Origin of the sequence: Sulfitobacter pacificus, from assembly GCF_030159975.1 — a bacterium.
Lineage (GTDB): Bacteria > Pseudomonadota > Alphaproteobacteria > Rhodobacterales > Rhodobacteraceae > Sulfitobacter > Sulfitobacter pacificus.
Window position 1 is genome coordinate 263,403 of sequence record NZ_BSNL01000001.1, and the last position, 26,504, is coordinate 289,906.

Sequence of the window (26,504 nt, forward strand, 5' to 3'; positions counted from 1 at the left end):
AGGTGCACATTGTGCCTCTCCCCAGCAAAAGGAAAACGCCATGAGCCGCCTTGATCACTTTATCAACCGAATGGTGTCGCAGCGCGCCTGTCTTGATCACGCGATTGCGCTGACCGCCACAATGGAAGGGCCGGTGTTCGAGCTGGGTTTGGGCAATGGACGCACCTATCACCATATGGTCGAGAAAATGCCACAGCGCGCTGTCTATGTATTTGAGCGCGCTGTGGCTTCGCACCCTAAGAGCACGCCACCGGATGATATGCTGATCCTTGGCGATGTGCATGACACGCTTGTGCAGGCGCTGGAACGGTTCGGCCCCACTGCGACTTTGATCCATGCGGATCTGGGTGGGCATAACCCGGAAAAGAACGACGCATTTGCCCGGGCGATCTCTCCTCTGGTTGAACCGCTGCTGGCCGCTGGCGGTCTGATGGTGGCCAGCGACCGGATGTATTTCGACAAGCTGACAGAGCAGGAATTGCCTGCGGATGCTGTAGCAAACAGCTGCTTCATTTACGGGTAACACACCCGCGGCGACGTTACGTAACTCCCTTATCGGCCAAGGCCCCTTGCAGGAATCGCAAGGGGTCTTTACGTCTTGGCGTAAGAACTGAAATTCAGTTTTACTATGTGAAACAAGTGGGGCGTGCCATTGCAGAAGACCGGGCAAACCAGATTAAATTGCGCAGAAGGTGCGGTGCGATGAGCGCCGAAACCACGGATCGTAAATTTGCCAATACGCTGGGGCGGGGCCTTGGGATTCTGCGTGTTTTCCACGCAAGTGATAACGGGTTGACCCATGCTGAAATCGCCGCCCGTACCGGTCTGCCCAAACCGACCATATCGCGTTTAACCTATACGCTTTGCGAGCTGGGCTATCTGGCACATGGTGGGCGCAATGAACGTTTCAGGTTGGGACCGGCAGCGGTTGCGCTGGGGTCGGTGGCCTCTTTGTCCAACAGCTTTGTCGATCTGGCCTCTGACACGATGCAACAGCTGGCAGATGAAACCGGCACGCTGGCATTGATCGCGGTACGCGACGGGGCGCGGATGTTGTTGGTCAAGACATGGCGGCCCAGCGGTGCTGCGACGATCTGGCTTGATCCGGGGCAGCGCATTCCGGTTTATGGATCCTCTTCCGGTCTGGCCGTGCTGGCCTCTTTGGACAAGGACAAGTTTGCGCCGCTGGACGATGGTGGTGAGATGACCCAGTTCCGGCAGGAAGGCTATGATCAGTTGATCGGTCAGGGCTTTGCCGTGGCACCTGCGCCCACCCGTTATGCCAGCACCGTGAATGCGGTCAGCGTGCCCTATTATGCAACAGAATTTGGCGAAAGCGTCGCCTTTACCTGCGGGGCCCTGCCGCGCGATTTGCCGGACTCTCGGATGTTCGCGGAAGTCGGGCCCGCCCTTAGAGACGCCGTGCGCCGCCTAGAACACCGAACCGGCCATGCGCCTGCATTGGCCCGGCGTGGATGAACCTTCAGGAGACTATGATGACCGATAAAATCGCCTATACCCGACAGGATGACATTGCTGTGCTGCGCATCCAGAACCCGCCAGTGAATGCGCTGTCGCAGGCGGTGCGTCAGGGCTTGTGGGGTGCGATGGACCGCGCCGAAGCGGATGAAGGCGTGCGCGCTGTACTGATCGTCGGTGAGGGCCGTGCCTTTATCGCCGGGGCTGACATTACCGAATTTGGCAAGCCGCCGATGGAACCCTATCTGCCGGTTCTCTGTACGCGGATCGAAGCATCCCCGCTGTTGGTTGTTGCTTCCATGCATGGGGTTTCGCTGGGCGGCGGTTTGGAAATCGCGCTCAGCGCCCATTACCGCATTGCGCAACCCAGCGCCCGTGTGGGGCTGCCCGAAGTGCATCTGGGCCTGATCCCCGGTGCTGGCGGCACCCAGCGTTTGCCGCGTCTCGCCGGGGTGGAGAAATCGCTTGATATGATCACCAGCGGCCGTCAGGTCAAAGCCGCCGAGGCACTGGATATGGGCGTGGTGGATCGCGTCAGCGAAGGTGACCCAGAGGCGGTTGGCCTGGCCTTTACCCGCGACCTGCTTGCCGAAGGGGCCAAGCCACGTCCGGTGAGCGAACTGCCCGCGGCACCTGCAATCGACTGGGATGCCACTTATGACGCCGTGCTGAAAAAAGGCCGTGGTCAGATCAGCCCGGCCAAAGCTGTGCGCGCGGTGCAAGCGGCCAGCGAGCTGCCCTTTGCCGAAGGGATGGCAAAGGAGCGTAATCTGTTCATGGAATTGATGGAGACAGATCAACGCCAAGGCATGATCCATGCGTTTTTCTCGGAACGCGCGGTTGGGAATCTGCCAGAGCTGAAAGGTGTGGCACCTCGTGAACTCAAGGCCATTGGCGTGATCGGGGGCGGCACGATGGGTGCCGGTATTGCCACCGCGGCATTGCTCTCGGGCTTTGATGTTGTCCTGATCGAGATGAAAGCCGAAGCTGCCGAAGCTGCGCATGGCCGGATCAGTGGCAACCTGTCCGGTGCGTTGAAACGTGGCAAAATCAGTCAGGAAAAATTCGATACGCTGACGCAAAGGGCGCTTACGGTCTCCACCGATTATGACGCATTGAAAGACGTCGATCTGGTGGTCGAAGCTGTATTTGAAAATATGGACGTCAAGAAAGAGGTCTTTGGCAAACTTGACGCTGTCTGCAAACCGGGCTGCATTCTGGCCTCCAACACTTCTTACCTTGATGTCGACGAAATTGCCGCCTCAACCGCGCGCCCTGCGGATGTGATCGGGCTGCATTTCTTCTCACCGGCACATATCATGAAACTGCTTGAGGTGGTTGTCGCCGAGAAAACCGCCCCCGATGTTGTTGCCACCGGTTTTGCGTTGGGCAAGGCGCTGGGCAAAATCTCTGTCCGTGCAGGCGTTTGTGACGGGTTTATCGGCAACCGGATCTTGGCCACCTACCGCACGGCGGCAGATCACATGGTGCTGGATGGTGCAACGCCCTATCAGATCGACAAGGCGCTGGTGGACTTCGGATTTGCCATGGGGCCGTTCGCTGTGGCTGACCTTGCCGGTCTCGACATTGGCTGGATGACCCGCAAACGCAAAGCGCCACATCGCCATCCGGCGGAACGTGTGCCGACCTATATCGACCACCTGTGTGAAGAGGGGCATTTTGGCCAGAAAACCGGTGAAGGATATTATCTCTATGAAGCGGGGAAACGTGCGGGCGTGCCGAACCCCAAGATTGCCGAGTTGGTCGCCGCCGAGCAGGCAAGCCTTGGAATTACGCCACGTCCCTTCACCGATGAAGAGATTGTGCGTCGCTACATGTGTGCCATGGTGAATGAGGCGGCAAAGGTCGTGGGTGAAGGCATCGCGCGCCGTCCGCTGGACGTCGATATGACGCTGCTCTTTGGCTACGGATTTCCGCGCTATTGGGGGGGACCCATGAAATGGGCCGATATTGTGGGGCTGGACACCGTGCTGGCCGATATCGAGCACTACGCGTCAGAGGATGCGTGGTTCTGGCAACCCGCGCCATTATTGAAAACTCTGGTGGCCGAGGGCCGCACATTTGATGATCTGAATAAGGACGCCGCAAAATGAAACAAGCTGTTATTGTCTCCACCGCCCGCACGGGCCTTGCGAAGTCCTTTCGCGGTTCGTTCAACATGACACACGGGGCCGCAATGGGGGGGCACGTTGTACAACACGCGGTCGAACGCGCAGGCCTTGACCCTTCCCAGATCGAAGATGTTGTCATGGGCTGCGCTACACCCGAAGGGGCGACCGGTGGTAATATTGCACGCCAGATTGCCCTGCGTGCCGGTCTGCCGATCACGGCAGCGGGCGTCACGGTAAACCGCTTCTGCTCTTCCGGCTTGCAGACCATCGCCATGGCAGCCAACGCCATCACTCAGGAGGGCGCAGGCCCGATGGTGGCAGGCGGTGTTGAGAGCATTTCAATGGTGCAGCCCCATGCCAAATCAGTGAAAGACGCATGGCTGGAAGAACATAAACCGGCCATCTACATGACCATGATTGAAACTGCGGATATCGTGGCCAAACGTTATGGCCTTAGCCGGGAATATCAGGATGAATTCGGCCTGCGCAGCCAGCAGTTGATCGCTGCGGCGCAAGCGGCGGGCAAGTTTGATCATGAAATTGTGCCGATGAAAACCACCATGGGTGTGCAGGATAAAGAGACCAAGGAAATCTCCTATCATGAGGTCACGGTGGACAAGGACGAATGCAATCGCCCGAACACAACGCTGGAAGGGCTGGCCGGGCTAAGCCCGGTGCGCGAAGGCGGGTTCGTGACCGCGGGCAACGCCAGCCAGCTGTCGGATGGTGCCGCGGCTGTGGTGGTCATGGATAGTAAAGAGGCCGAAAAGCAAGGGCTTGAGCCGCTGGGCGCGTTCAAGGGCTTTGCGGTTGCAGGCTGTGAACCTGATGAGATGGGCATCGGTCCGATCTATGCGGTGCCGCGCTTGCTGGAACGTCATGGGTTGAAAATCGACGACATTGACCTGTGGGAGCTGAACGAAGCTTTCGCCTCACAATGCCTATATTCCCGTGACACGCTGAGTATCGACCCTGAGAAGTACAACGTCAACGGCGGCTCTATCGCGATTGGCCACCCCTTTGGCATGACCGGTGCCCGCTGCACAGGCCATCTGCTGCTTGAGGGCAAACGGCGGGGCGCGAAACTGGGTGTTGTGACCATGTGTATCGGCGGCGGCATGGGGGCTGCTGGATTGTTCGAAATTTTCTAAGCCGTTTTGGGGACCATCTGAAACCCATCCGGCAAGGCGTAAGCACCCTTCGGGAAAATACCGCCTTGCCAGACATCAGAACCTGAAACCGGCCATCTTTAAGGGAGTGACAATATGGACCTGAGCTATTCAGACGAGGAAAAGGCATTCCGCGAGGAGGTGCGCAGTTTTCTGGCAGAAAAATTACCCAAAGAGCTGCGCGACAAGGTTGCAGGCAGTGACGGTGATGGGCTGACCAAGGCCGATATGGAACGCTGGCACGCGATCCTGAACGAACAGGGCTGGCTGGTGCCGAACTGGCCCAAGAAATTCGGCGGTGCCGAATGGAACGCAGTGCAAAAACACATCTTCGAAGAAGAGGCCGCTGCAGCGGATGCGCCACGCATTGTGCCCTTTGGTTTTTCCATGCTGGCACCTGTGCTGCATAAATTCGGATCACAAGAGCAGAATGATTATTGGCTGCCACGCATGTTGAACGGCGATGACTGGTGGTGTCAGGGCTATTCCGAACCGGGGGCCGGTTCTGATCTTGCCTCGCTGAAAACCACGGCGGTGAAGAATGAGGCAGGCACGCATTACATCGTGAACGGCCAGAAAACATGGACCACGTTGGGCCAGCACGCGAATATGATCTTCTGTCTGGTGCGCACGGACAAGGATGTGAAGCAGCAGGAAGGCATTTCATTTCTGCTGATCGACATGAACACGCCGGGCATCGAAGTGCGCCCGATCATTCTGTTGGACGGGGCACCTGAGGTGAACGAGGTTTGGTTCACGGACGTCGAAGTGCCGGTTGAAAATCTGGTGGGTGAAGAGAACAAAGGCTGGACCTATGCCAAGTATTTGCTGACCCACGAACGTACAAATATCGCGGGTGTCGGCTTCTCTCAGGCAGGCCTGAACACGGTGAAACGGCTGGCAAAATCCGAGATGGCAGGCGGCAAGCCTTTGATCCAAAACCCGCATTTCGCTGCCCGTGTGGCGCAGGTGGAAATTGACCTGCGAGCGATGGCAACCACCAACATGCGCATTATCGCCAAGGCGGCCGGTGGTGGCACACCGGGGATCGAGGCCTCGATGCTCAAGGTGAAAGGCACGATTATCCGGCAGGAAATCAATGATCTGGCCCGCCGTACAGCGGGGGTTTACGCAATGCCCTTCGCCTCAGAGGCGATCGAAGGGTCCAATGCGGGCCTGCCCGATCCCTTGGGTGCAGGGCCGGTAGCAGCCAAATATTTCAACAACCGTAAACTGTCGATCTTTGGCGGATCGAATGAAATCCAGCGCGGTATCATCGCCAAAGTAAGCATGGGAGGCTAAGCCATGAATTTCGAGCTGACAGAAGAACGGCAGATGCTGCAAGACACGTTGCGCCGCTTTCTGCGGGATCGCTACGACACAGCGACACGCAACACGATCCTCGACAGTGCAACCGGCATGTCGAGCGAGATTTGGACCGAACTGGCCGAGCTGGGTGTCATCGGTGCCCTGTTTACCGAAGAACAGGGCGGATTCGGCGGCAAGGGGTTTGACATCGCGGTGGTGTTTGAGGAGTTGGGCCGTGCCGGTGTGGTTGAGCCCTTTCTTGATACGGCGGTGCTTGCCGGTGGATTGGTGGCTGATCTGGGGGATGACACCCAAGCTGCATTGGTTGAAGAAATCATCGATGGTGGCTGCCAATTGGCCTTTGCCCATGGCGAACCCACCAGCCGCTATGATCTGAACCGCGTACAAACCAGCGCGAAAGCGGATGGTGATAACATTGTGCTGAACGGGCATAAGGCGGTTGTGGTGAATGCCGAGGCGGCGGATCATCTGGTCATTTCGGCACGTGAAAGCGGCGAACCGGGGGATGATGCGGGCCTGTCGCTGTTCCTTGTTCCTGCCGATACCAAAGGCATCACCATTCAGGGTTACGCCCTGTTGGCCGGTGGCCGTGCTGCTGAGGTCATGCTGGATGATGTGAGTATTCCCGCCTCTGCACGGCTTGGTAAAGCGGGCGAGGCATTTGCCGCCATTGAGGCGCGCACCGCAGCTGCCGCAGTTGCGCAATGTGCTGAAACATTGGGCGCGATGGAAACCGCAACCGCGCTGACCAAGGAATATCTGATGACGCGCAAGCAGTTTGGCCGCCCGATTGGGACGTTTCAGGCGCTGGCACACCGGATGTCCGATCTGTTGATTGAGATGGAGCAGGCACGTTCCGCGGTGATCAATGCCGCAGGGCATCTGGAAGGAGACCGCAAAACCCGCGAGGTGAATGTTTCGGCAACGAAAAACCTCATGGGCCGTGCGGGCCGTCTGGTGGCAGAGGACAGCATCCAGATGCACGGTGGCATCGCCATGACGCAGGAATACGAACTGGCCCATATCGCAAAGCGGATTGTCATGGCGGATCATCGCTTCGGGGATACGGATCACCACCTTGAGCGATTTATCGCGCTTGCTGCCGCATGAGCGGAGGGTCCGCTGTGAGCCCCCTGCCTGATGAGGTCTACCTGATCCGCGACGAGACGGGCACACAAACGCTGATCGGATATGTCGTTGACATATCCGACCCGCCGCGTGCGCATTGTTGGCTTGACGTCGGACCACAACATACCAACCGCCATGGTGTGCTGCACGGTGGCATCGCGGCGTGTCTGTTGGACAATGCCAGCGGCACCGCCGGTTCACTGACCGTGGATGCCACGGGCACTGCACCGTTTCTGACCATTTCTATGACCACGCAATATATCGCACCCGGCCGTCAGGGTTGGGTCAAGGCGGCAGGCACAGTGACCGGTGGCGGGCGCAGCCTGCTTTATATCAACGCTGTGCTGAGCCATGAAGATGGCACGGTGATTGCCACCTCGACAGGGGTGTTCAAACGGGTGCCACAGGAGAGACTGACATGAGCGCACGGATTGAGGATGCAGGTGACCGTCTGATCATCTGGAATGGTAATACCGCCAAACGCGGTGCGCTGTCGCCGGAACTATACGAGGCTATCAATCAAGCCATGGAGCAGGCGCAGGAACCGCGCATCCGGTCGGTGATCCTGACCTCGGAAGGTGGGTTCTTCTGTGCCGGTGGTAACTTGAATGTGCTGATTGAACGCCGTCAACTTTCCGAAACGCAGCGCCGTGGAAAAGTCGACGAGCTGCATGACCTGCTGCGTGGTATTCGTGCCTGTCCGGTGCCGGTGATTGCGGCAGTAGAAGGCGGCGCGGCGGGGGCAGGGCTTAGCCTTGCCTTGGCCTGTGATCTGATTGTTGCGGCGAAAGATGCCAAATTTACAGCGGCTTATGTAAAGGCGGGGCTGGTGCCTGATGGTGGGCTGACCTCGGCAATGGCGCGGTTGTTGCCCCGTCCTTTGGCGATGGAGATGTGCCTGATGGGCCGTCCGGTTATGGCCACACGTTTTGCCGAATTGGGGGCGGTGAACCGGCTGGCGGCACCGGGTAAGGTGATGGAAGAAGCTATGGTGCTGGCCGATCATCTGGCCGCGGGATCGCGCGTGGCACAGGGGGTGATCAGAGGGCTGGTTGCGCAGGCTTATGAAACCTCCGAAGCTGACCAGCTGGATGCAGAGCGTGATGCGATGGCAGCGGCCGCAGGCCGGGATGAGGCCGCCGAGGGGATCGCGGCGTTTCTCGAAAAACGTCCGGCTGTTTACTGACGGTCACTTGATAGGGGAGGAATTGGGATGGCGAGAGTAGAGGCATTTTTGGCCGAGCAGGTTTCCGTGCGCGCAGAGGCGCTGGCGCTGACCGACAGCACCGGCGCTGTGTGGAGCTTTGGCGATCTGGACCGGGCCAGTGATGCGCTGGCTGATGTGCTGCGCGAGGCTGGAGTTGTGGCCAATGACCGGGTCCTGATGCTGTCCGAAAACTGCACCGCTGCGGTGGCCGCCCTGTTTGCAAGCTGGAAACTGGACGCGGTGATCATCCCCGTGAACGCGCGTCAGACCGAAGCGGAAGTTACACGCATCATAGATCATGCCACACCTGCGGCGGTGCTGATGACCACAGGCGTGTCCAAGGATGCACTGAGCCACGCCAAGGGCATGGGGGCCACGGAACAGTCCGGTGCATTTGGGACGTTGCATATGGCCAAACGGCCCTCCAACCCGGATGCGGATCTGCATGATGTGGCAACGCTGCTTTATACCACGGGGACGACGGGTGACCCCAAGGGCGTGATGCTGACCCATGAAAACATGCGTTTCGGGGGTATCGCGTCGTCAAACCTGCGCAATATGACCGCTGATGATGTGGTTTATGGGGCGCTGCCCCTGACCCATGTGTTTGGGCTGGTCTCTGTCATCACTGGGGCGTGTTATTCGGGGGCGACAGTCCAGCAAGAGGCGCGGTTTTCTGCAAAAGGGCTTTATGAAGCGGTGATGAACGGTGTGACGATCCTGCCTGCCGTCCCGCAGATGCATGCGCTGGTGATGCAATATACCAAGGAGCAGGGTCTGACGCGGCTCGGCTCGCCCAGCCTGCGTTATGTTTCCTCCGGGGGGGCACCGCTGGATCCTGCGTGGAAACGCAAGGCGGAAGCCTTTTACGGGCTGCCCTTGCAGAACGGGTTTGGCATGACGGAAACCTGTTCGGGGGCCTCGGCGACGAATAATGCCTTGGGATCACCAGATATTTCCGTTGGGCCCAAGACGCCGGGAACCGAGGTCAGGATCGATGATCAGGCTCCCGGTGGTAATGGTGAGGGGATCGGCGAATTGCTGGTACGGGGCCCGCATGTGATGAAAGGCTATTACCGCAATCCCGTCGAGACCGCCAAATCACTGGACCCTGACGGCTGGTTGCGCACGGGTGACTTGGGCAAGATTGATGAAATTGGCCACATCCATATTCTGGGTCGCTCGAAAGAGTTGATCATTCATGGTGGTTTCAACGTTTATCCCCCCGAAGTAGAGGCGGCGTTGAACGATCATCCGCAGGTAATCCAATCTGCCGTGATCGGACGGATGAAGGATGGTGACGAAGAGGTGCTGGCCTTTGTGCAGATCGCAGAAGGTGACCCTTTGGAAGCGGCGGATCTGCGTGGTTTTGTTGCCGAACGGTTGACTGGATACAAGCGGCCAAAACAGATTGTGCTGGCCAGCACATTGCCTGCGGCACCAACCGGTAAAATCCTCAAGCATAAATTGCTTGAGGCCTTTGCCGATCAGCTGGAGTAGCGCCGCTTCTCCAGTCTTTGGCTGTCTTCAAGTTAAATATAGACACCATTGGCCGCTTCGCGGATGGCCTTGATGTTGGTCCCATAAGGCGCGGGGTCGCTAACTGATCCACCTTTGAATACAGCCGAGCCTGCAACCAATACATCCGCACCGGCCTGTGCCACGACAGGGGCGGTGTTCACATCAACACCGCCGTCGATTTCGATGTGAACCGGACGGTCACCAATCATCTGGCGCAGGGTCTTGATCTTGTCACTCATGTCGATGAACTTTTGCCCGCCGAAACCGGGGTTCACGGTCATTACGCAAACCAGATCCGTCAAGTCCAGCAGATGTGCAACACTCTCTGCCGGGGTGCCGGGGTTCAGTGCAACACCTGCCTTGGCCCCGCTGGCACGGATCGCTTGCAGGGTGCGGTGGATATGCGGGCCAGCTTCGATATGGGCGGTGATGAAATCGGCACCGGCCTGGGCAAAGGCGTCGATATAAGGGTCAACCGGCGCGATCATCAGATGTACATCCATCACGCCCTTGATATGCGGGCGGATCGCCGCGCAGGTGGCGGGGCCAAAGGTAATGTTCGGCACAAAATGCCCGTCCATCACATCGACGTGGACCCAATCGGCCCCCTGTGCCTCTACGGCGGCGCATTCAGCCCCGAAGTTGGCAAAGTCGGCGGCAAGGATGGACGGGGCGATTTTGATGCTGCGGTCGAAGGTCATAAGGGGGGCTCCTGTTTTGCGCTTCTTAGCCGGGCTTGGCGCGCGAGGGAAGTGCCGCAGGGTTTAAGGGCAAGATGAAGCCCGCACCTTACACATTGTAGTAGTCGCGGTACCAATCGACAAAATGCTGGATACCTGTGGCAATCGGGGTGACCGGGCGTTGACCGGTCAAGGTGTGCAGCAGCGTTGCATCGGCCCAGGTGGCAGGGACATCACCGGGTTGGATGTCGTGGTAGGTTTTGATCGCCTCGCGCCCGCAGGCGGTTTCGATGGCGGCAATGAAATCAAGCAGTTTAACCGGGCTGTCATTGCCAATGTTCACCACGCGGAACGGCGCATTGGGTGAAATACTGTCGCCTTCAACGGGGTTCTCAGGGTCCGGCACCGCTTCCGCAAGGGCGAGGATCGAGGCGACCAAATCATCCACATAGGTGAAATCACGCTGCATCTTACCGTGGTTATACACATCGATGGGATCGCCGTTCAGGATTGCGCGGGTGAATTTGAAATGCGCCATGTCCGGGCGCCCCCACGGCCCATAGACCGTAAAGAAACGATACATGGTGGTGGGCAGCTTGTAGAGATGCGCATAGCTGTGGGCGAGGTTTTCAGTCGCCTTTTTCGTCGCCGCATAGAATGACATTTGCGTGTCGACCTTATCAGCTTCAGCATAGGGCAGTTTGGTATTGGCACCATAGACAGAAGAGCTGGAAGCCAGCAGCATATGTGTGGGCGGGAAGGTGCGCGCGGCCTCAAGCAATTCGAAAGTGCCGTTCAGGTTCGCCTCCACATAGGCGCGGGGCATCTGGATCGAATGGCGCACGCCGGCCTGAGCGGCAAGGTGAATCACGATGTCCGGGCGGTGCTGTTCAAACAGGGTCAGCAGCACGCCGGGTGTTTCGATTTTATCGTTGACCACCTGAAATTGCGGGTGCTTCAGCAGCATTTCCTGACGGCGTAATTTGAGCGTCACATCGTAATAATCTGACATGCTGTCGATGCCGACCACGCGCCAACCGGCATCAAGCAGGGCAAGCGAAGTGAAATAGCCGACAAAGCCGGAAGATCCTGTCACAAGGGCGGTTTTCACAGATCAATCTCCAAGGTGGCGTTCGGCGTGGCAGCGCGGGACTGGCACAGGATCATCGCCTCTTCGCGTTGCGCCGCCGAAAGCACAAAATCGCGGTGTTCAACGGCACCCTTCAGGACACCGCATTTGCACACGCCGCAGATGCCATCGCTGCATTTGATGTCAACGGGCAGCCCCGCCGCAATCAGTGCATCCGCGGCGGATTGATCCACAGGCACGGGAATTTCACGGCCTGACTTCAGGCGCAAAGTGAAGGGATGGTTCACATATTCCGGCAACTCGGGCGTCGAGAAATACTCAAGATGCCGCTGCGCGTCGGGGATGTCTGAGGCGATTGCACTGTCCATAACGGCTTGCATGTAGGTATCGGGCCCGCAGGTGTAAACATGGCTGCCCCGTGGTAACGCAGACATGATCGCGGGCAGATCGGCGCGGCTGCCCTCATCCGACATATGCAGGTGAACATGCGCGGCCCATGGCATCGCCGCAAGCTTATCACAGAAGGCAGCACTTTCACGCGTGCTGGCGGAATAATGCAGGTCGAAGGGTCGGCCAAGCGCATGTAAACGATGGGCAAATGCGATCATTGGGGTTACCCCGATGCCGCCACCCATCAGCAGGGAATGCGGGGCATCCTCGACCAGTTCAAAATGGTTCACCGGTTTGGAGACAAACACCCGCCTGTTTGGCGTAAACACCCGGTGCAACAGCGCCGAACCGCCGCGTCCCTTTTCCTCGCGCAGTACCGCAATCTGGTATTTGGAGCGATCCGCAGGATCACTCAGAAGCGAGTAAGGGCGCAGGAACTCGGGGGCGACAACCAGATCAAGGTGGCCACCCGCAGTCCATTGCGGCAGATCATGTCCCTGCGGATCGGTGAAAGTATAAAGCGTCACCGCATCGGTCAGGGGCTCCACACCGGTGACGCGCAGATCCAGCACCGGTGCATCACCTGCTCCGTCATAAAGATGCAGATGATCCCTGTCGCCCGCCGCAGTCTTGGCGCGATGTTCATCGGCACTTAACAATGCGGCATGTGCTTTGATCCCCGCCTCTCGGTTCATTGGATCGGGATAGGGCCAGGGGTGCGGCGCCAATGGAGCGGGATAAACGGCCAGTGTCTGATCCTCGAATTTCAGGTCCAGATCTCTTTGCAAATCACGAGCGTTCACTTCGGCTTCAGGGGCGGCAAAACCGCCATCGGCCTTAACCTCAATGTCCCACCACCATTTCTTGACCGGGTTCAGGCCACCGTTGCCCAGCTTGTCATCCAGCTTGGCCAGTATCGGGGCCGCCTTGGGGATGTGCATTGCCGCCCAGCGAAACGGCGCTTCTGCGAACAGCCCTTCCAGATTCCACGGGCAGGTTTTCATGCAGCGGCCACACATGCCACCGCCCTGATTTGTGATCCGGTAGGTGGCGCATTTCTGGCTGTCTGATTTCCAGATTTCGTAGCCGTTGAACATCTTTTTCGGTCCGGCTGTGATTGCCCCTGAGGGGCATTCGCGGGCACATTTGTTGCAGGCCTCGCAGAACTTTTGCAGACCAAAGTCGATCGGCAGATCATGCTCAACAGGCATGGTCGTTGTGACGATGCCGGATTTCAGACGTGGGCCGAGGAAGGGGTTCAGGATCACCTCACCGATACGGCTGACCTCGCCCAGACCAGCGAGCAGTAAAAGCGGTGGTTGCAACACGTCACCATCCATCACCGTATGGGATTTGGAGGCATAGCCAAGGTTGCGCATATGCTGCGCGATGATGCCACCAATGATGGAAAACCGCAGGTAGGCCCGCATGCTTTGCGACACGCTGATCCAGTCGTCGCCGGAGGAACCATCAGTTGTTTCAAACCCCTGATCGATAATCAGTGACAGGGCTTGATCATGGGGCGGGGTGATGGGGGTGCCAGTGGCATCATGGCTGTACCATGTCCAGTCAGGACAGGCCGACAGACCCGATGCATCGCTGCCCAGAAAATAACTTGCCGCCTTGAGGTTCGCGGCGTTGCGGGCAGGGTCCATACCCGCTTGTTCCGGCGAAACCGCACCATCCTGCAACAGGATCAGTGCGCCCAGCAGACGGCGTTGGGCGGCGGCGGGGGCGGATTTGACCACGTGATGGCCGCCCTTCATGGCGTTTTGCACCTTCGGCCCCATGTCACCAAATTGGCCACGGGCGAACAGATCGCTGCGCTTGGGCACACGCGGTACATTGGGTGCGTCGATATAGGTTGTCGGATCGGCAACCCGTTTCAGTGTTTCAAAAGGATGTGCACCATCGACGTAATCGCGTTTGGCATAGGGATCGCTGATGCCTGCGCGCAAACCGCCATGGGTGCCGAGCTTCCAGGGCAACCCGTTCAGGATACCACTTGGCTGTTCGGCCAAAGGGGCAAGCGGCAAATCGGGGGTCAGTACCATTTCGGTGGTCACCACGGCCAAGCCGAAGCGGGTGCCAAGCCAGGGGTTATGCAGCGCACCCTCCTGCCAGACGGCCAACCCGGAGGCCAGCGCACAGGCACCGAGATTGATGTCCGAGGTTGTTGCCGAATGCACCCGCGCGTCAAAGCCAAGCTGGCGGATGTAATCCGCGATCACAGTTGCGTTTTCCGTTGCGCGCAGGGCTGCGCGTTCGGCCTGAATGTCGCGGATCCAATCGCTGCCGGGTTCATCTGGACGCGGATCACGGCCATAGGCGAAGAGGATCACCACCGCATGGCTGTGATCGGGCAGGGGCGGCACCGGTGTATTCGCCGCCTCGCGCAGGTTCGCCATGATCACGTCAACACCTGCTGCAAGGGTCTTGGTCTGGCGGCTGCGCAGGTCTTCGGCCAGCGCTTCGGTTCCGGTGCTTTGCCGTGGCTCGCGCAGGCGGGCGGCATCGGGCAGGGTGCAGATGCCCATCATCGAGGCATCGTTGTAGTACCCGAAGGCCTTGATATGATTTACTCTTTCGCTGGGGTTGTCGGGGATTTCCGCCCGCACCGGATTGGCTTTGCCGGCGCGCAGCACATCCATCATCGCCTGATAGGGGGCCATTGCATTGGCGATGCTCTGCGGCGCTTCGGGGCGCTCGAACCGCAATTGTGCGAAGGGAATATCAGGCATCTGTGCGGGCAGCCCGGCGCGCCGGTGCAGCCGTTCAAGGGGGTAACCCCCCAAATGCAAAGGGCGGTTCTTGGAGGAGAAAATCTTCATTATTATGGCCTGCCATATCACGCGCAAAAAAACCAGAGCGGCCAGTGCTGGTCTGCGCAGGCAAACCTGTTATCAAGAAGCAGAGCAAGGAAAGGCCCGCCGATGAGCACCACCCATGAGGCAGATGAAGACATCCGCAATCGCGACATAAAGATCTATGTCAACGGTGACATTGTGCACCGCGATGCTGCTAAGGTTTCGGTTTACGACAGTGGTTTTATGCTGGGCGACGGGATCTGGGAAGGCATGCGCCTGTACGACGGCGTATGGGCGTTTTTCGATGAACATATGGATCGGTTTTTCAATTCCTGCAAAACCATTTCAATGGATGTGGGGATGGACAAGGCGGGCATCGCCCAAGCGATGAAAGACACGGCGGCGGCCAATGACATGACTGGCGATGTGCATTGCCGGCTGATGCTGACGCGCGGCATCAAGGACAAGCCGTTCCAGCATCCGCAGCTTAGTACCTCGGGGCCGACATTGGTCATCATCATGGAACATTCCAAGCCGGTGGACCGGTTGCAATCTGCGGGCATCCGGCTGGCCACTGTGCCGCAGGTGCGCGGGATGCCGATGGCGCAGGACCCCAAATTGAATTCGCATTCCAAGCTGAACTGCATCATCGCCTGCCTGCAAGCAGAGGCGGCCGGTGCGGATGAGGGGCTGATGCTGGACCCGCAGGGGTTTGTGAACACCACCAACGCCTGCAACTTTTTCATCGTGCGCCGGGGCGAGGTTTGGACCTCGACCGGGGATTACTGCATGAACGGGGTAACGCGGCAAAAGGTGATTGATCTGTGCCGGGAGAATGGGATTCCGGTGTTTGAAAAGAACTTTTCGCTTTATGAAACCTATGGCGCGGATGAGGCGTTTTTGACCGGAACCTTTGGTGCACAGACGCCGGTGGCCGAGATTGACGGCAAACCGATTGGCACGGGTGAACGTCCGGTGACAGCCCGCATTCAGGCCCTCTACAAGGAACTGATCCGCGACCATGTGGCAGCGCAATCCTAGGGCAGATCCCCAATCAGGATGGCGCGGAAGTCGTTAACATTGGTGCCGGTAGGGCCGGTGACAAGCAGATCATTGGTAGCGGCAAAGGCGGTATAGGAGTCATTGTGTTGCAGATGGGTTTGCGGGTCGACACCTGCCGCGCGCATCCGATCTGCCGTGGTGCCATCGACGAAGGCACCGGCGTTATCCTCTGACCCGTCAATCCCGTCTGTATCGGCAGCCAAGGCGTAAATACCATCCACTCCTTCCAAGGCCAGTGCCAAGGACAGCTGAAACGCACTGTTGCGCCCGCCGCGCCCCTTGTGGCGCAGGGTCACAGTGGTTTCGCCGCCTGACAAAAGGACCACGGGTGCAGGATGGGGAAATCCGCTGTCTGCGACCTGTCGGGCGAGGGCGGCATGTACAAGCGCAACATCCTCTGCCTCCCCTTCGATCCGATCCGAAAGCACCCATGCGTTGACGCCTTTCGCACGGGCAGCCTGTGCGGCAGCCTCCAGCGAAATTGCGGCAGAGGCGACGATCTGTGTTTCATTGCGGGCATCAGGGGGCGGCAGGGGGCTGTCATCCTGTGCTTTCAGATGGGCGATCAAACCTTCGGGCAGGGCGATGCCGCGTGCGTTGATCATCGCGGCCACATCACTTGGCATCGGTCGTCCCGCCACCGTCGGCCCCGAGGCGACCTCCCCCGCTGCATCGCCGGGCACATCCGACACGATCAGGCTGCACACCCGTGCCGGGGAGGCCAGTTCGGCCAGTCGCCCGCCATTGATCCCGCTGAAACATTTGCGAATGTCATTCATCACTGAAATCGGTGCACCAGAGGCGAGGAGCGCCTGGTTCAACGCTTGCAGGTCGTTCAGCCCCAGCCCTGTCGGCGGGTCCGGCAGAAGCGACGAACCACCACCGCAGATCAAGGCAATCATCAGATCGTCAGGTCCAAGATCACTGACTGCCGCCTTCAACGCCTGCGCAGCTTCCAATCCAGCGGCATCGGGCACGGGATGCGCCGCTTCCATCACCTTGATCACCTTGCAGGGTGCCGCATAGCCATAGCGGGTCACAACCACCCCAGAGAAAGGCCCGTCCCACAAAGCCTCAAAAGCCTGCGCCAATTGCGCGGCACCTTTGCCCGCACCAATCACCACAGTGCGCCCTTTGGGTTTGGCAGGCAGCAGCCCTTGCAGCGCCTTGAGCGGATCCGCCGCCGCAACGGCGCAGTCAAACAAATGGCTTAGAAACGCGCGCTGCGTGTCACTCATCAGAACTCCTGCGGGTCAGCTGACCCCGAAAATATCGCGGGTAAATACCTTGTCTTCCACATCGCTCAGATCATGCGAGGCGCGGTTGGCCACGATCACATCACAGGTCCCCTTGAACGCCTCAAGATCGCTGACCACTTCGCAGCCCATGAATTTTTTCTTGCCCAGCGAAGGTTCATAGACCAGCACCTTGATCCCCGCATCGCGGATGTCGCGGATCACGCCTTTGATCGAGGTCTGGCGGAAATTGTCAGAGCCTGCTTTCATCACCAACCGGTGGATGCCAACGGTCTGCGGACCCATTTCAATGACTTTGGAGGCGATATATTCCTTGCGGGTTTTATTGGCCTGCACCACCGCCCGCATCAGGTTTTGAGGGACATCTGAAAAATTGGCCAGCAGCTGTTTGGTATCTTTGGGCAGGCAATAGCCGCCGTAGCCGAACGATGGGTTGTTGTAATGTGTGCCGATCCGTGGATCGAGGCCGATGCCCTCAATGATCTGGCGGGCATTCATGTCGGCACTCAGCGCATAGCTGTCCAACTCATTGAAAAACGCAACCCGCAGGGCAAGGTATGTATTGGCAAACAGTTTGATCGATTCCGCTTCTTCCGGCCCGGTGAAGAGCATCGGAATATTGCTTGCCTGCGCCCCATCTGCCATCAGCTGGGCAAAACCCTGCGCGGCGGGCGTATCCGCGCCAACAACGATCCGCGAGGGGTTGAGGTTGTCATGAAGGGCCTGTCCCTCGCGCAGGAACTCGGGGCAGAAAAAGATGTTTTCACTGCCGATAGCCTCGCGCATCCGGCGGACGAACCCGACAGGCACGGTGGATTTTACGATCAATGCAGCACTTGGATTTTCCTTATGCGCCATCTCCAGAACCTGTTCGACGGAAGTGGTGTCAAAGAAATCCGTCTTGGGGTCGTAATCAGTGGGTGTGGCGACCAGAATGTAATCGGCATCAGCACATGCCGCCGCACCGTCGGTTGTGGCGCTAAGATGCAATGTGCGTTGCGCCAGCCAATCCGACAGGGCGCTTTCCTCAATCGGTGAGGTGCGCGCGTTGATCATCGCAACCCGTTCCGCAGAGACATCCACCGCGACGACCGTATTGTGCTGGGCCAAAAGAACCGCATTGGAAAGTCCAACGTATCCGATACCAAATACTGCAATTTTCATAAGCTGCTCAGCCCTATTTTGATGGCAACACCTGTCATATTCACAACAGGCTGGCAATATCCGTCCCGCGCAGGGCACAATAGGTGGTGCAGCGCTGCCATGGCAGGGATAGGCAGGGGGTGGCCTGCATCTGACGATTGTCGCAGAGGCGGCACATGCGGCAACCGATGGGAGGGGCGGTTTTGAACATTCTATTCATCATGTATGACCAGTTGCGGTTCGACTATCTGGGCTGTGCGGGTCATCCGCATCTCAAGACACCGCATTTTGATCGGGTGGCGGAAATGGGTGTGCGCTTTACCAATGCCTATGTGCAGTCACCGATTTGCGGGGCTAGCCGCATGTGTTTTTATACAGGTCGCTATGCGTCCAGCCACGGGGCGCAGTGGAATGGGTTTCCCCTGCGCGTGGGCGAGCAGACCCTGGGGGATCATCTGCGCAACACTGGCATGGATTGTTGGTTGATCGGCAAGACCCATATGAAAGCCGATGCGGCAGGCATGGCGCGGCTGGGCCTTGCGCCTGACAGTATGATCGGTGCCCGGCAGGCGGAATGCGGTTTTGACAGCTGGATCAGGGATGACGGCCTGTGGGCCTATGGGCCTGATGGCTATTATGACGAGAAACGATCACCCTATAACGAATATCTGAAGTCCAAAGGGTATGACGGGGAAAACCCTTGGGCGGACTATGCCAATGCGGGCATCAGCGATGATCAGATTGCGTCGGGGTGGATGTTTCGCAATGCAGATAAACCCGCCAATATCTGTGAGGAAGACAGCGAAACGCCCTGGCTCACTTCTGAAACCATCGCGTTTATAGAGCAGGCAAAGGGCCCGTGGTGCGCCCATGTCAGCTATATCAAACCGCATTGGCCCTATATCGTGCCGGCCCCCTATCACGATATGTTCGGCAAGAACCACGTGCCACAGGCCAAACGCCACGATCTTGAACGCGACAATCCGCACCCGGTGTTCGGGGCCTATATGGAAAACAGGATCGCACAGGCCTTTCAACGCGACGAGGTGCGCGAAAAGGTGATCCCTGCCTATATGGGGCTGATCAAACAATGTGACGATCAACTGGGGCGCCTGCTGGCTTATATGGAAGAGACCGACACGCTGAAGGACACGATGATTGTCCTGACGGCGGATCACGGAGATTATCTTGGGGATCACTGGTTGGGGGAAAAGGATCTGTTTCACGAGCAATCCGTAAAGGTGCCGATGATCATCTTTGATCCGCGTGACACAGCGGACAGCACCCGTGGCATCAGCTGCGATGCCTTGGTGGAAAGCATTGATCTGGCTGCAACATTTGTCGAGGCCGCAGGCGGCGTGGTGCCGGATCATATCATCGAAGGGCGATCCTTGTTGCCATGGCTACGCGGTGAAAGGCCGGAATGGCGGGAGTTTGCAATCAGCGAGTACGATTATTCCGCCACGCCGCAAGCGGTCAAACTCGGGCTGAACCCCCGAGATGCCCGGCTGTTTATGGTCTTTGACGGACGCTACAAGATGATGCATGCCGAAGGTGGGTTTCGCCCGATGCTGTTTGATCTGCAAAACGATCCTGACGAATTTGACGACCTTGCCAAAACGGATTCTCATGCGGATGTGCTGGAGTGGATGTATGGCATGTTGGCGCAATGGGGCAGGCGCATGTCACAGCGGGTGACACGCTCCGAACAGGAGATCATTGCCATGCGCGGTGCCTCTGGTCGCAAAGGTGTGTTGCCCTTCCTATACGATGGCAGCGAGGTGCCGGAAGAATTGACGCAAACCTATCGCGGTGCCCTGCGCCAGACCTATACCGAAGGTGGTGATTGATCTTTGGCCTTGGCCGGGGCTTCGAAACTAAAATCATCCAGCTGGGCCAGCAGGTTCAGTAGTTGGTCGAAAGATTTACTTCCCAATGCTGCGCGCAATGCCTCTGCAATCCGGGTGGCATGATCCATGTTGCTTTCAATCACCCCATGCCCCTGTTTTGTCAGCATCACAACTTGTCTGCGCCTGTCCTGCGCGTCCTGACTGCGGGTGATAAACCCCTTTTCACCCAAGGTTTTAAGAATCCGCGTCAGGCTGGGTTGATGCAGGCTGGCGCGGTCCGCCACCTCTGTCGCATCAAGGCTGTCGTGTTCCGATAGCACCCGTAGCACCCGCCATTGCTGTTCGGTGATTCCGGTCTCTGACAGCATCTCGCGGATTGGGGCCATCACCTTCTCCCGCGCACGGATCAGCGCAATCGGAAGCGAGCGTTCTGTATCGGGCAATTGCCCCTGTTTGCTGTCTTTGGTCATGCCTGTTTATAGGCGTGTTTGTTCACATGTGAAGGAAAATTCTTGACTTTGGGCGGTCGGAGTGATTTCAAGTAATAACTTAACATGGTAATTAAAAATGCCCCATTTGATCATCGATTATTCGTCCAATCTTGAGGAAGCCGTGGATATGGCGGGGCTTTGCGATGCTCTGCGGGTTTGTGCCACGGGGCTAGCGGCCTTCCCCGCTGCCGGTGTGCGCGTGCGGGCCACGCCCGCCCCGCATTACAGCATTGCCGACGGCAATCCAGCGCATGGCTATATCGACATTTCGGTGCGCCTGCGTGGGGGGCGCGATCAATCGGTCAAAGAGGCGGCAACCAGCGCATTATTCGCTGCCGCCAAGGATTTCATCGCGCCGGTGATGGCCAAACATCCCATCGCCCTGTCATTTGAAATGCGCGACATTGATCCAACATTTTCTCCCAAGGTCGGTACCATCCGCGACCATCTGAAGGACACGCCATGAATAAGCTTACCGAAAACATTGCCAAGCTGGACACCCATCTGGCCCGCTTCCGTAACGGGGGCGTTCTGAACCGTGTAGCAGGGCAGGACGTTGCAGGCAGTGGGGGCGTGTTTGAAGCCACTTCGCCCGTCGATAAAAGCCACATCTGCAACGTGGCACATGGCACCGCCGCGGATATTGATGCCGCAGCGAAAGCGGCCAAAGCGGCCTTTCCTGGCTGGCGCGATATGGCGGCGGCGGAGCGCAAGAAAATCCTGATCCGCGTTGCGGAGGGTATTGAGGCGCGCGCCGAGGAAATTGCCCTGTGCGAATGCTGGGACACCGGACAGGCATGGCGGTTCATGTCAAAGGCCGCCCTGCGCGGTGCCGAGAACTTTCGTTATTTCGCGGATCAGGTCAGTGCGGCGCGCGACGGCAAACATCTGCAATCGCCCACGCTGATGAACATCACCACCCGCACACCCATTGGCCCTGTCGGGGTGATCACGCCCTGGAACACGCCTTTCATGCTGTCCACATGGAAGATCGCCCCCGCCCTCGCTGCCGGTTGTACCGTGGTTCATAAACCTGCCGAAGCCTCGCCCTTGACCGCGCGTCTGTTGGTCGAAATAGCAGAGGAGGCGGGTCTGCCTCCCGGGGTTCTGAATGTCGTCAACGGCTTTGGGGAGGATGCGGGCAAAGCCTTGACAGAGCATAAAGACATCAAAGCCATCGCTTTTGTCGGTGAAAGCCGCACTGGCAGCCTGATCACCAAACAGGGGGCGGATACGCTGAAGCGGGTGCATCTGGAACTGGGCGGCAAGAATCCGGTGATCGTCTTTGACGATGCGGATCTGGATCGTGCCTTGGATGCGGTAATATTCATGATCTATTCAATCAATGGCGAACGCTGCACCTCCTCCTCGCGGCTGCTGATACAGGAAAATATCCGCGCTGAGTTCGAGGCAAAACTGATCGCGCGTGTGAACAAGATCAAAGTGGGTCATCCGCTGGACCCTGACACGGAAATTGGGCCGCTGATCTCGGATGAACATTTCGCCAAGGTGACCTCCTATTTTGATATTGCGAAGGAGGATGGCGCAACCACGGCTGCAGGGGGCGTCACGATTGGCGAGGAGGGCTACTTCGTCCGCCCGACGCTTTTCACCAATGCGACGAACCAGATGCGCATCGCGCGGGAAGAGATTTTTGGCCCTGTCCTCACCTCTATCCCCTTTGCCACGGAAGAGGAGGCGCTGGAGATCGCAAATGACACGGATTATGGTCTGACGGGCTATGTCTGGACCAATGATCTGACCCGCGCCTTGAGGTTCACCGACCAGCTGGAGGCAGGGATGATCTGGGTCAACTCAGAGAACGTGCGCCACCTGCCAACCCCGTTCGGCGGCGTCAAAGCCAGCGGCATTGGCCGCGATGGCGGCGACTGGAGTTTCGAGTTCTACATGGAGCAAAAACATGTGGGGTTCGCCACCGGCCAGCATAAAATTTCGCGCCTTGGCGTGTAACAAAGGAGAGCCTGATGCCTGTTCCTGACCCAAATCTATATCCCGACTTTAATGTCATCCGGCTAAGCCATACCTGTCTGAATGTTGCCGATCTGACGGCCTCGCGGAAATTCTATACTGAAATTCTGGGCCTGCAGGTGACCGATGAAACAGACACGCATATCTATCTAAGAGCGATGGAAGAGCGCGGGCATCACTGCATCATTTTACAAAAATCAGATCGGCCCGGTACGGTTGAGGTGATGGGGTTCAAAACCTATGACGAAGGGGATCTGGATCGCGCCGAAGCGTTCTTTCGCTCCAAAGGCCGCCCGACGGAATGGGTGCAGCGCCCCTATCAAGGGCGTACCTTGCTGACCTCTGACAACATCGGCATCCCGCTGGAGTTCCATCACAAGATGGACCGCCTTGATCCGATACATCAGCAATATGCCCTCTATCGCGGTGTGAAGCCCTTGCGGATCGACCATTTCAACTGTTTCTCGCCGGAGGTTGATGCCTCGGTTGCGTTTTACAACGACATGGGGTTTCGCGTGACCGAATATACCGAGGATGCCGACAGTAAAAAACTCTGGGCGGCATGGATGCATCGCAAGGGTGGCGTGCACGATATGGCCTTTACCAATGGCACGGGTCCACGGATGCACCATGTGGCTTTTTGGGTGCCGACACCGCTGAACATCATTGATCTGCTCGACCTGATGTCCACCACCGGCTATGTCAGCAACATTGAACGTGGTCCCGGGCGGCATGGCATTTCCAATGCCTTTTTCCTGTATATTCTGGACCCTGATGGTCACCGGATCGAAATTTACTGTTCCGATTATCAAACTCTGGACCCCGATCACGAACCGATCCACTGGGATCTGAAAGACCCGCAGCGCCAGACATTATGGGGGGCGGCGGCACCTCAAAGCTGGTTTGAACATGGTACGGAATTTGTCGGCACCAAACCGGTTGAGGCCATGTTGAAAGCCACCCCCATCATTGCGCCTTAAGGAAATCTTATGAAATTTGCGAGCTACAGTGTCGATGGACAGGGGTACTACGGTGCTGTCACCGAGACCGGAATGATCCCCCTTTCGCCGGAGTTCCCACAATGGCCAAGCCTGCGCGATGCACTGGTTGCTGGCGGGCTTGATACGCTGAGCGATGCAGCAGCAGCGCGCGAGGTCGCCCATGGGGATGTGAGCTTTGACATGGTGCTGCCCGACACGACGCGCATTCTATGCGTCGGCGTCAACTTCCCCGACCGCAATGCCGAGTATAAAGACGGCAGCGATTTGCCCAAACATATGTCGCTGTTCCCACGTTTCGCCAGCGGCTTTACCGGACATGACCAGCCGCTGGTCCGTCCGCCCGAAAGCCCCCAGCTGGACTACGAAGGTGAGGTGGCGATTGTCATCGGCAAAGCAGGCCGGCGCATTCAGGCGGCTGATGCCTATGGCCACATTGCGGCGCTTACCATTTGTAACGAGGGCACGATCCGCGATTGGGTGCGCCATGCAAAATTCAATGTCACCCAAGGCAAGAACTGGGACAATTCGGGGGCAATGGGACCATGGATTGTCCCTTTTACAGATGCCGCGCAGCTGGATGACGCCCGTATCATTACGCGGGTGAACGGGGAGGTCCGTCAGGATGATGTGTTGTCACGGATGATGTTCCCGATCCGCGAACAGATCGCCTATATCTCGACCTTCATGACCCTACAGCCCGGCGATATCATCGTCACCGGCACGCCAACAGGTGCGGGTGCGCGGTTTGATCCGCCGGTATTCCTTGCGCCGGGGGATGTGGTTGAGGTTGAGGTGAACACCATCGGCACCCTGCGCAACCCGGTAAAGGACGAAACATGACACCGGAAGCACATGCTGCCGCTGCTGCTGAATTGATCATTGCAGAAAAGACCGGCGAGCAGATCGGCCTGCTCTCCCTGCGCCATCCCGGAATGAACATGGATGACGCCTATGCCATTCAGAACGCGATTTATCAGGCTAAACTGGCCGAGGGGCGTCGGGTCATCGGCTGGAAGATCGGGTTGACGTCAAAGGCAATGCAATCCGCGTTGGGCATTGATATTCCCGACAGTGGCATCCTGTTTGACGACATGGTTTTCCAAACCGGCGCTGTGGTGCCTAAGGGGCGATTTATCCAGCCGCGGATCGAGGCGGAGATTGCATTTGTGATGAAACAGGCGATTGGCGGTGCTGATGTGACCCGCGATGCGGTGATCGCGGCCACGGATTACGTCGCACCTGCGATTGAGATCCTTGACACGCGTATCCTGCGGGCGGACCCCGTGACCGGCAAGGCGCGGGTTGTCTTTGACACCATCAGCGACAATGCGGCGAATGCGGGGATTGTACTGGGGGCAGAGAAACACGCGGTGGATGCCTTTGATCTGCGCTGGGTCGGTGCCATGGTGTTTCGGGGCGGCGAGATCGAAGAAACCGGGCTGGGTGCTGGCGTGCTGAATGACCCGGTGGAAAGCGTGGTGTGGCTGGCCCGGCGTATGGCGCAATATGGACAACAGATTGAAGCGGGGCAGGTGATCCTTTCCGGCAGCTTCGTGCGGCCGGTGGAATGCCCGGCAGGGGCCAAGATCTTGGCGGACTATGGCCCCTTCGGATCGGTTGCAATCGATTTCGCCTGAGGGTTACCCGTGCACCTGTGTGTTGAAGGAGGAGGGCAATGTCGCCTCAATCAATTCGCAATCTGCAGATGCATTGACATAGCGGGTTTTCAGGAACGGCGGCAACACAAAGGCGTCGCCCGCCACCAATGCTTGCGGCTCTGCGTCTTCTGCGTCGACCTCAAGGGTCAGGTTGCCCTCTTTAACGAAGGTGAACAGGATATCCGTATCATGGCTGCACCACGGTGCGGCGCCGGATCCGTCGGGCCGCGCAACGCATACACCGGCAACCCCGGCGGTGCCTGCGCCAATGCCGGTATCGCGAGCGTCCCAACCGGGGATGCGCCAAGGGGCCCATGTCGCCTCTGCCTCTTTGTGATGCACAAATTTGCTGCCGTCCCAGTCACGGTCAGGGTTGATGGTGCCATTGGGCAATTCCATCTCGTGATCGATAGTGGTGACATGTTCGGCTGGCACGCCGAGCTCCAGCACTTCGACGTTGTCAGAGGCTTCCAGCACCCGATGGCGGATCTGCGGTGGCTGGATCACGCAATCACCGGCATTCAGGATAAACGGGTCCCCCTGATCCTCATAGACCAGCCGCACCCAGCCGCGATAACAAAAGATCAGCTGAAATCCGACAGTGTGGTAATGCACCATATCCGGCACCGGGCCGCCATCGGGGATGCGGATGTGGGAGGCGATGATCGAGCCGCCCAGCCGGTCGGTGATCAGGTCACGATAGCGCATGCCGGCACGGCCAATCACCCATGAATCACTGTCAGCCAAGCGGCGCACCATAAAGGAGTGACGCGTTTCCGGGATCACCAGCGGTGGGTTGGCGTCGTGGATCTCGATACGGTTGCCATTGGGGCTGGTCAGGGATGCGCCCTTGTCCGTCAGCGCCGCAGGGTCATCCGCATAAAGCCGCAGCAGCCCCGGTGCGACACCCGCGTCGCGTTCCAGCCGCAGGCGCAGCCCGTGGCCCGAGATCACCGCAACCGAAGGGTCATCAGCGGGAAAGATCTGATCAAGGCGGAAACCAAGGGTGTTCAAAAAGAACGGCATCTCGGTTTTCAGGTCGGTGACAGGCAGAACGAGTTCTGCCGTTTGAATGGTAGCGGTTGAAATGGTCATTTGCGCCGTCCCCCGAGTTGCATGCAT

General features: G+C 58.3%; 24 protein-coding genes. 16 read left to right on the forward strand and 8 right to left on the reverse strand.

The features are described from left to right. Positions 1-40: 40 nt before the first annotated feature. The 9 genes from QQL78_RS01460 (at position 41) to QQL78_RS01500 (ending at position 9,944) form a co-directional block, all read left to right on the forward strand. The gene (locus tag QQL78_RS01460) at positions 41-523 is read left to right on the forward strand and encodes a class I SAM-dependent methyltransferase (protein ID WP_284369841.1); all 483 of its coding nucleotides are present in this window, start codon (positions 41-43) and stop codon (positions 521-523) included. 179 nt (positions 524-702) lie between these two features. Continuing rightward, the gene (locus QQL78_RS01465) at positions 703-1,479 is read left to right on the forward strand and encodes an IclR family transcriptional regulator (protein WP_284369843.1); all 777 of its coding nucleotides are present in this window, start codon (positions 703-705) and stop codon (positions 1,477-1,479) included. A 17-nt stretch (positions 1,480-1,496) separates the two neighbouring features. After that, positions 1,497-3,593, forward strand: a complete 2,097-nt coding sequence (locus QQL78_RS01470) for an FAD-dependent oxidoreductase (RefSeq protein WP_284369845.1) — start codon at positions 1,497-1,499, stop codon at positions 3,591-3,593. After that, entirely contained in the window at positions 3,590-4,762 is a 1,173-nt protein-coding gene (locus QQL78_RS01475; RefSeq protein WP_284369847.1) for an acetyl-CoA C-acyltransferase, read from the forward strand. The genes QQL78_RS01470 and QQL78_RS01475 overlap by 4 nt, the downstream gene beginning before the upstream one ends. A gap of 114 nt (positions 4,763-4,876) precedes the next feature. Next, on the forward strand, positions 4,877-6,082 hold the full coding sequence (locus QQL78_RS01480; protein WP_284369849.1) for an acyl-CoA dehydrogenase family protein: 1,206 nt from the start codon (positions 4,877-4,879) through the stop codon (positions 6,080-6,082). A 3-nt stretch (positions 6,083-6,085) separates the two neighbouring features. After that, positions 6,086-7,219 (forward strand): acyl-CoA dehydrogenase family protein, encoded by a 1,134-nt coding sequence (locus QQL78_RS01485; protein ID WP_284369851.1) that lies wholly within the window; start codon positions 6,086-6,088, stop codon positions 7,217-7,219. A 14-nt stretch (positions 7,220-7,233) separates the two neighbouring features. Further along, the gene (locus QQL78_RS01490; protein ID WP_284369854.1) at positions 7,234-7,659 is read left to right on the forward strand and encodes a PaaI family thioesterase; all 426 of its coding nucleotides are present in this window, start codon (positions 7,234-7,236) and stop codon (positions 7,657-7,659) included. Then, positions 7,656-8,423: an oxepin-CoA hydrolase, alternative type gene (locus tag QQL78_RS01495; RefSeq protein WP_284369856.1), complete on the forward strand. Its 768-nt coding sequence runs from the start codon at positions 7,656-7,658 to the stop codon at positions 8,421-8,423. The genes QQL78_RS01490 and QQL78_RS01495 overlap by 4 nt, the downstream gene beginning before the upstream one ends. Positions 8,424-8,450: 27 nt before the next feature. Next, complete coding sequence (locus QQL78_RS01500; protein WP_284369858.1) at positions 8,451-9,944, forward strand: class I adenylate-forming enzyme family protein; 1,494 nt, start codon at positions 8,451-8,453, stop codon at positions 9,942-9,944. Between the two features lie 32 nt (positions 9,945-9,976). Here the strand turns inward: QQL78_RS01500 and rpe are convergent, their stop codons facing one another. From rpe to QQL78_RS01515, 3 genes are all read right to left on the reverse strand, one after another. Beyond that, positions 9,977-10,666, reverse strand: a complete 690-nt coding sequence (gene rpe / locus QQL78_RS01505; protein WP_284369861.1) for a ribulose-phosphate 3-epimerase — start codon at positions 10,664-10,666, stop codon at positions 9,977-9,979. A gap of 88 nt (positions 10,667-10,754) precedes the next feature. Next, positions 10,755-11,756: an NAD-dependent epimerase/dehydratase family protein gene (locus QQL78_RS01510; protein ID WP_284369863.1), complete on the reverse strand. Its 1,002-nt coding sequence runs from the start codon at positions 11,754-11,756 to the stop codon at positions 10,755-10,757. After that, positions 11,753-14,956 (reverse strand): 2Fe-2S iron-sulfur cluster-binding protein, encoded by a 3,204-nt coding sequence (locus QQL78_RS01515; RefSeq protein ID WP_284369865.1) that lies wholly within the window; start codon positions 14,954-14,956, stop codon positions 11,753-11,755. The genes QQL78_RS01510 and QQL78_RS01515 overlap by 4 nt, the downstream gene beginning before the upstream one ends. A gap of 102 nt (positions 14,957-15,058) precedes the next feature. Here QQL78_RS01515 and QQL78_RS01520 point away from each other — a divergent pair, with 102 nt between their 5' ends. Then, on the forward strand, positions 15,059-15,973 hold the full coding sequence (locus tag QQL78_RS01520) for an aminotransferase class IV (protein ID WP_284369866.1): 915 nt from the start codon (positions 15,059-15,061) through the stop codon (positions 15,971-15,973). On the opposite strand, the gene QQL78_RS01525 is transcribed toward QQL78_RS01520, so the two are convergent. The 3 genes from QQL78_RS01525 to QQL78_RS01535 are packed head-to-tail and all read right to left on the reverse strand — an operon-like array spanning position 15,970 to position 18,604. Then, positions 15,970-17,232, reverse strand: coding sequence for a glycerate kinase type-2 family protein (locus tag QQL78_RS01525; RefSeq protein ID WP_284369868.1), 1,263 nt, complete (start codon positions 17,230-17,232; stop codon positions 15,970-15,972). The two genes, QQL78_RS01520 and QQL78_RS01525, sit on opposite strands and share 4 nt — an antisense overlap. A gap of 15 nt (positions 17,233-17,247) precedes the next feature. Then, positions 17,248-18,414, reverse strand: coding sequence for a nucleotide sugar dehydrogenase (locus QQL78_RS01530; RefSeq protein WP_284369870.1), 1,167 nt, complete (start codon positions 18,412-18,414; stop codon positions 17,248-17,250). A gap of 40 nt (positions 18,415-18,454) precedes the next feature. After that, positions 18,455-18,604: a hypothetical protein gene (locus QQL78_RS01535; protein WP_284369872.1), complete on the reverse strand. Its 150-nt coding sequence runs from the start codon at positions 18,602-18,604 to the stop codon at positions 18,455-18,457. On the opposite strand from QQL78_RS01535, the gene QQL78_RS01540 reads away from it, so the two are divergent. Then, complete coding sequence (locus QQL78_RS01540) at positions 18,597-20,243, forward strand: sulfatase-like hydrolase/transferase (RefSeq protein ID WP_284369874.1); 1,647 nt, start codon at positions 18,597-18,599, stop codon at positions 20,241-20,243. The genes QQL78_RS01535 and QQL78_RS01540 overlap by 8 nt on opposite strands. On the opposite strand, the gene hpaR is transcribed toward QQL78_RS01540, so the two are convergent. Continuing rightward, positions 20,222-20,713: a homoprotocatechuate degradation operon regulator HpaR gene (gene hpaR, locus QQL78_RS01545; RefSeq protein ID WP_284369876.1), complete on the reverse strand. Its 492-nt coding sequence runs from the start codon at positions 20,711-20,713 to the stop codon at positions 20,222-20,224. The two genes, QQL78_RS01540 and hpaR, sit on opposite strands and share 22 nt — an antisense overlap. A 97-nt stretch (positions 20,714-20,810) precedes the next feature. Between hpaR and QQL78_RS01550 the strand changes: the two genes are divergently transcribed. The 5 genes from QQL78_RS01550 to hpaH are packed head-to-tail and all read left to right on the forward strand — an operon-like array spanning position 20,811 to position 25,361. Beyond that, positions 20,811-21,200, forward strand: a complete 390-nt coding sequence (locus tag QQL78_RS01550; protein WP_284369878.1) for a 5-carboxymethyl-2-hydroxymuconate isomerase — start codon at positions 20,811-20,813, stop codon at positions 21,198-21,200. Next, a complete protein-coding gene (gene hpaE / locus QQL78_RS01555; protein ID WP_284369880.1) occupies positions 21,197-22,705 on the forward strand; it encodes a 5-carboxymethyl-2-hydroxymuconate semialdehyde dehydrogenase in 1,509 nt (502 codons plus the stop codon). Before QQL78_RS01550 ends, hpaE begins: the two co-directional genes overlap by 4 nt. A 14-nt stretch (positions 22,706-22,719) precedes the next feature. After that, positions 22,720-23,703 carry a 3,4-dihydroxyphenylacetate 2,3-dioxygenase gene (gene hpaD, locus QQL78_RS01560; protein WP_284369882.1) on the forward strand — a complete coding sequence of 328 codons (984 nt, stop codon included), beginning with the start codon at positions 22,720-22,722 and terminating at the stop codon, positions 23,701-23,703. A gap of 9 nt (positions 23,704-23,712) precedes the next feature. Next, positions 23,713-24,564, forward strand: a complete 852-nt coding sequence (locus tag QQL78_RS01565) for a fumarylacetoacetate hydrolase family protein (protein ID WP_284369884.1) — start codon at positions 23,713-23,715, stop codon at positions 24,562-24,564. Then, positions 24,561-25,361 carry a 2-oxo-hept-4-ene-1,7-dioate hydratase gene (hpaH, locus tag QQL78_RS01570; RefSeq protein WP_284369886.1) on the forward strand — a complete coding sequence of 267 codons (801 nt, stop codon included), beginning with the start codon at positions 24,561-24,563 and terminating at the stop codon, positions 25,359-25,361. Before QQL78_RS01565 ends, hpaH begins: the two co-directional genes overlap by 4 nt. Positions 25,362-25,364: 3 nt before the next feature. On the opposite strand, the gene QQL78_RS01575 is transcribed toward hpaH, so the two are convergent. After that, on the reverse strand, positions 25,365-26,477 hold the full coding sequence (locus tag QQL78_RS01575) for a cupin (RefSeq protein ID WP_284369888.1): 1,113 nt from the start codon (positions 26,475-26,477) through the stop codon (positions 25,365-25,367). Positions 26,478-26,504: the final 27 nt, after the last annotated feature.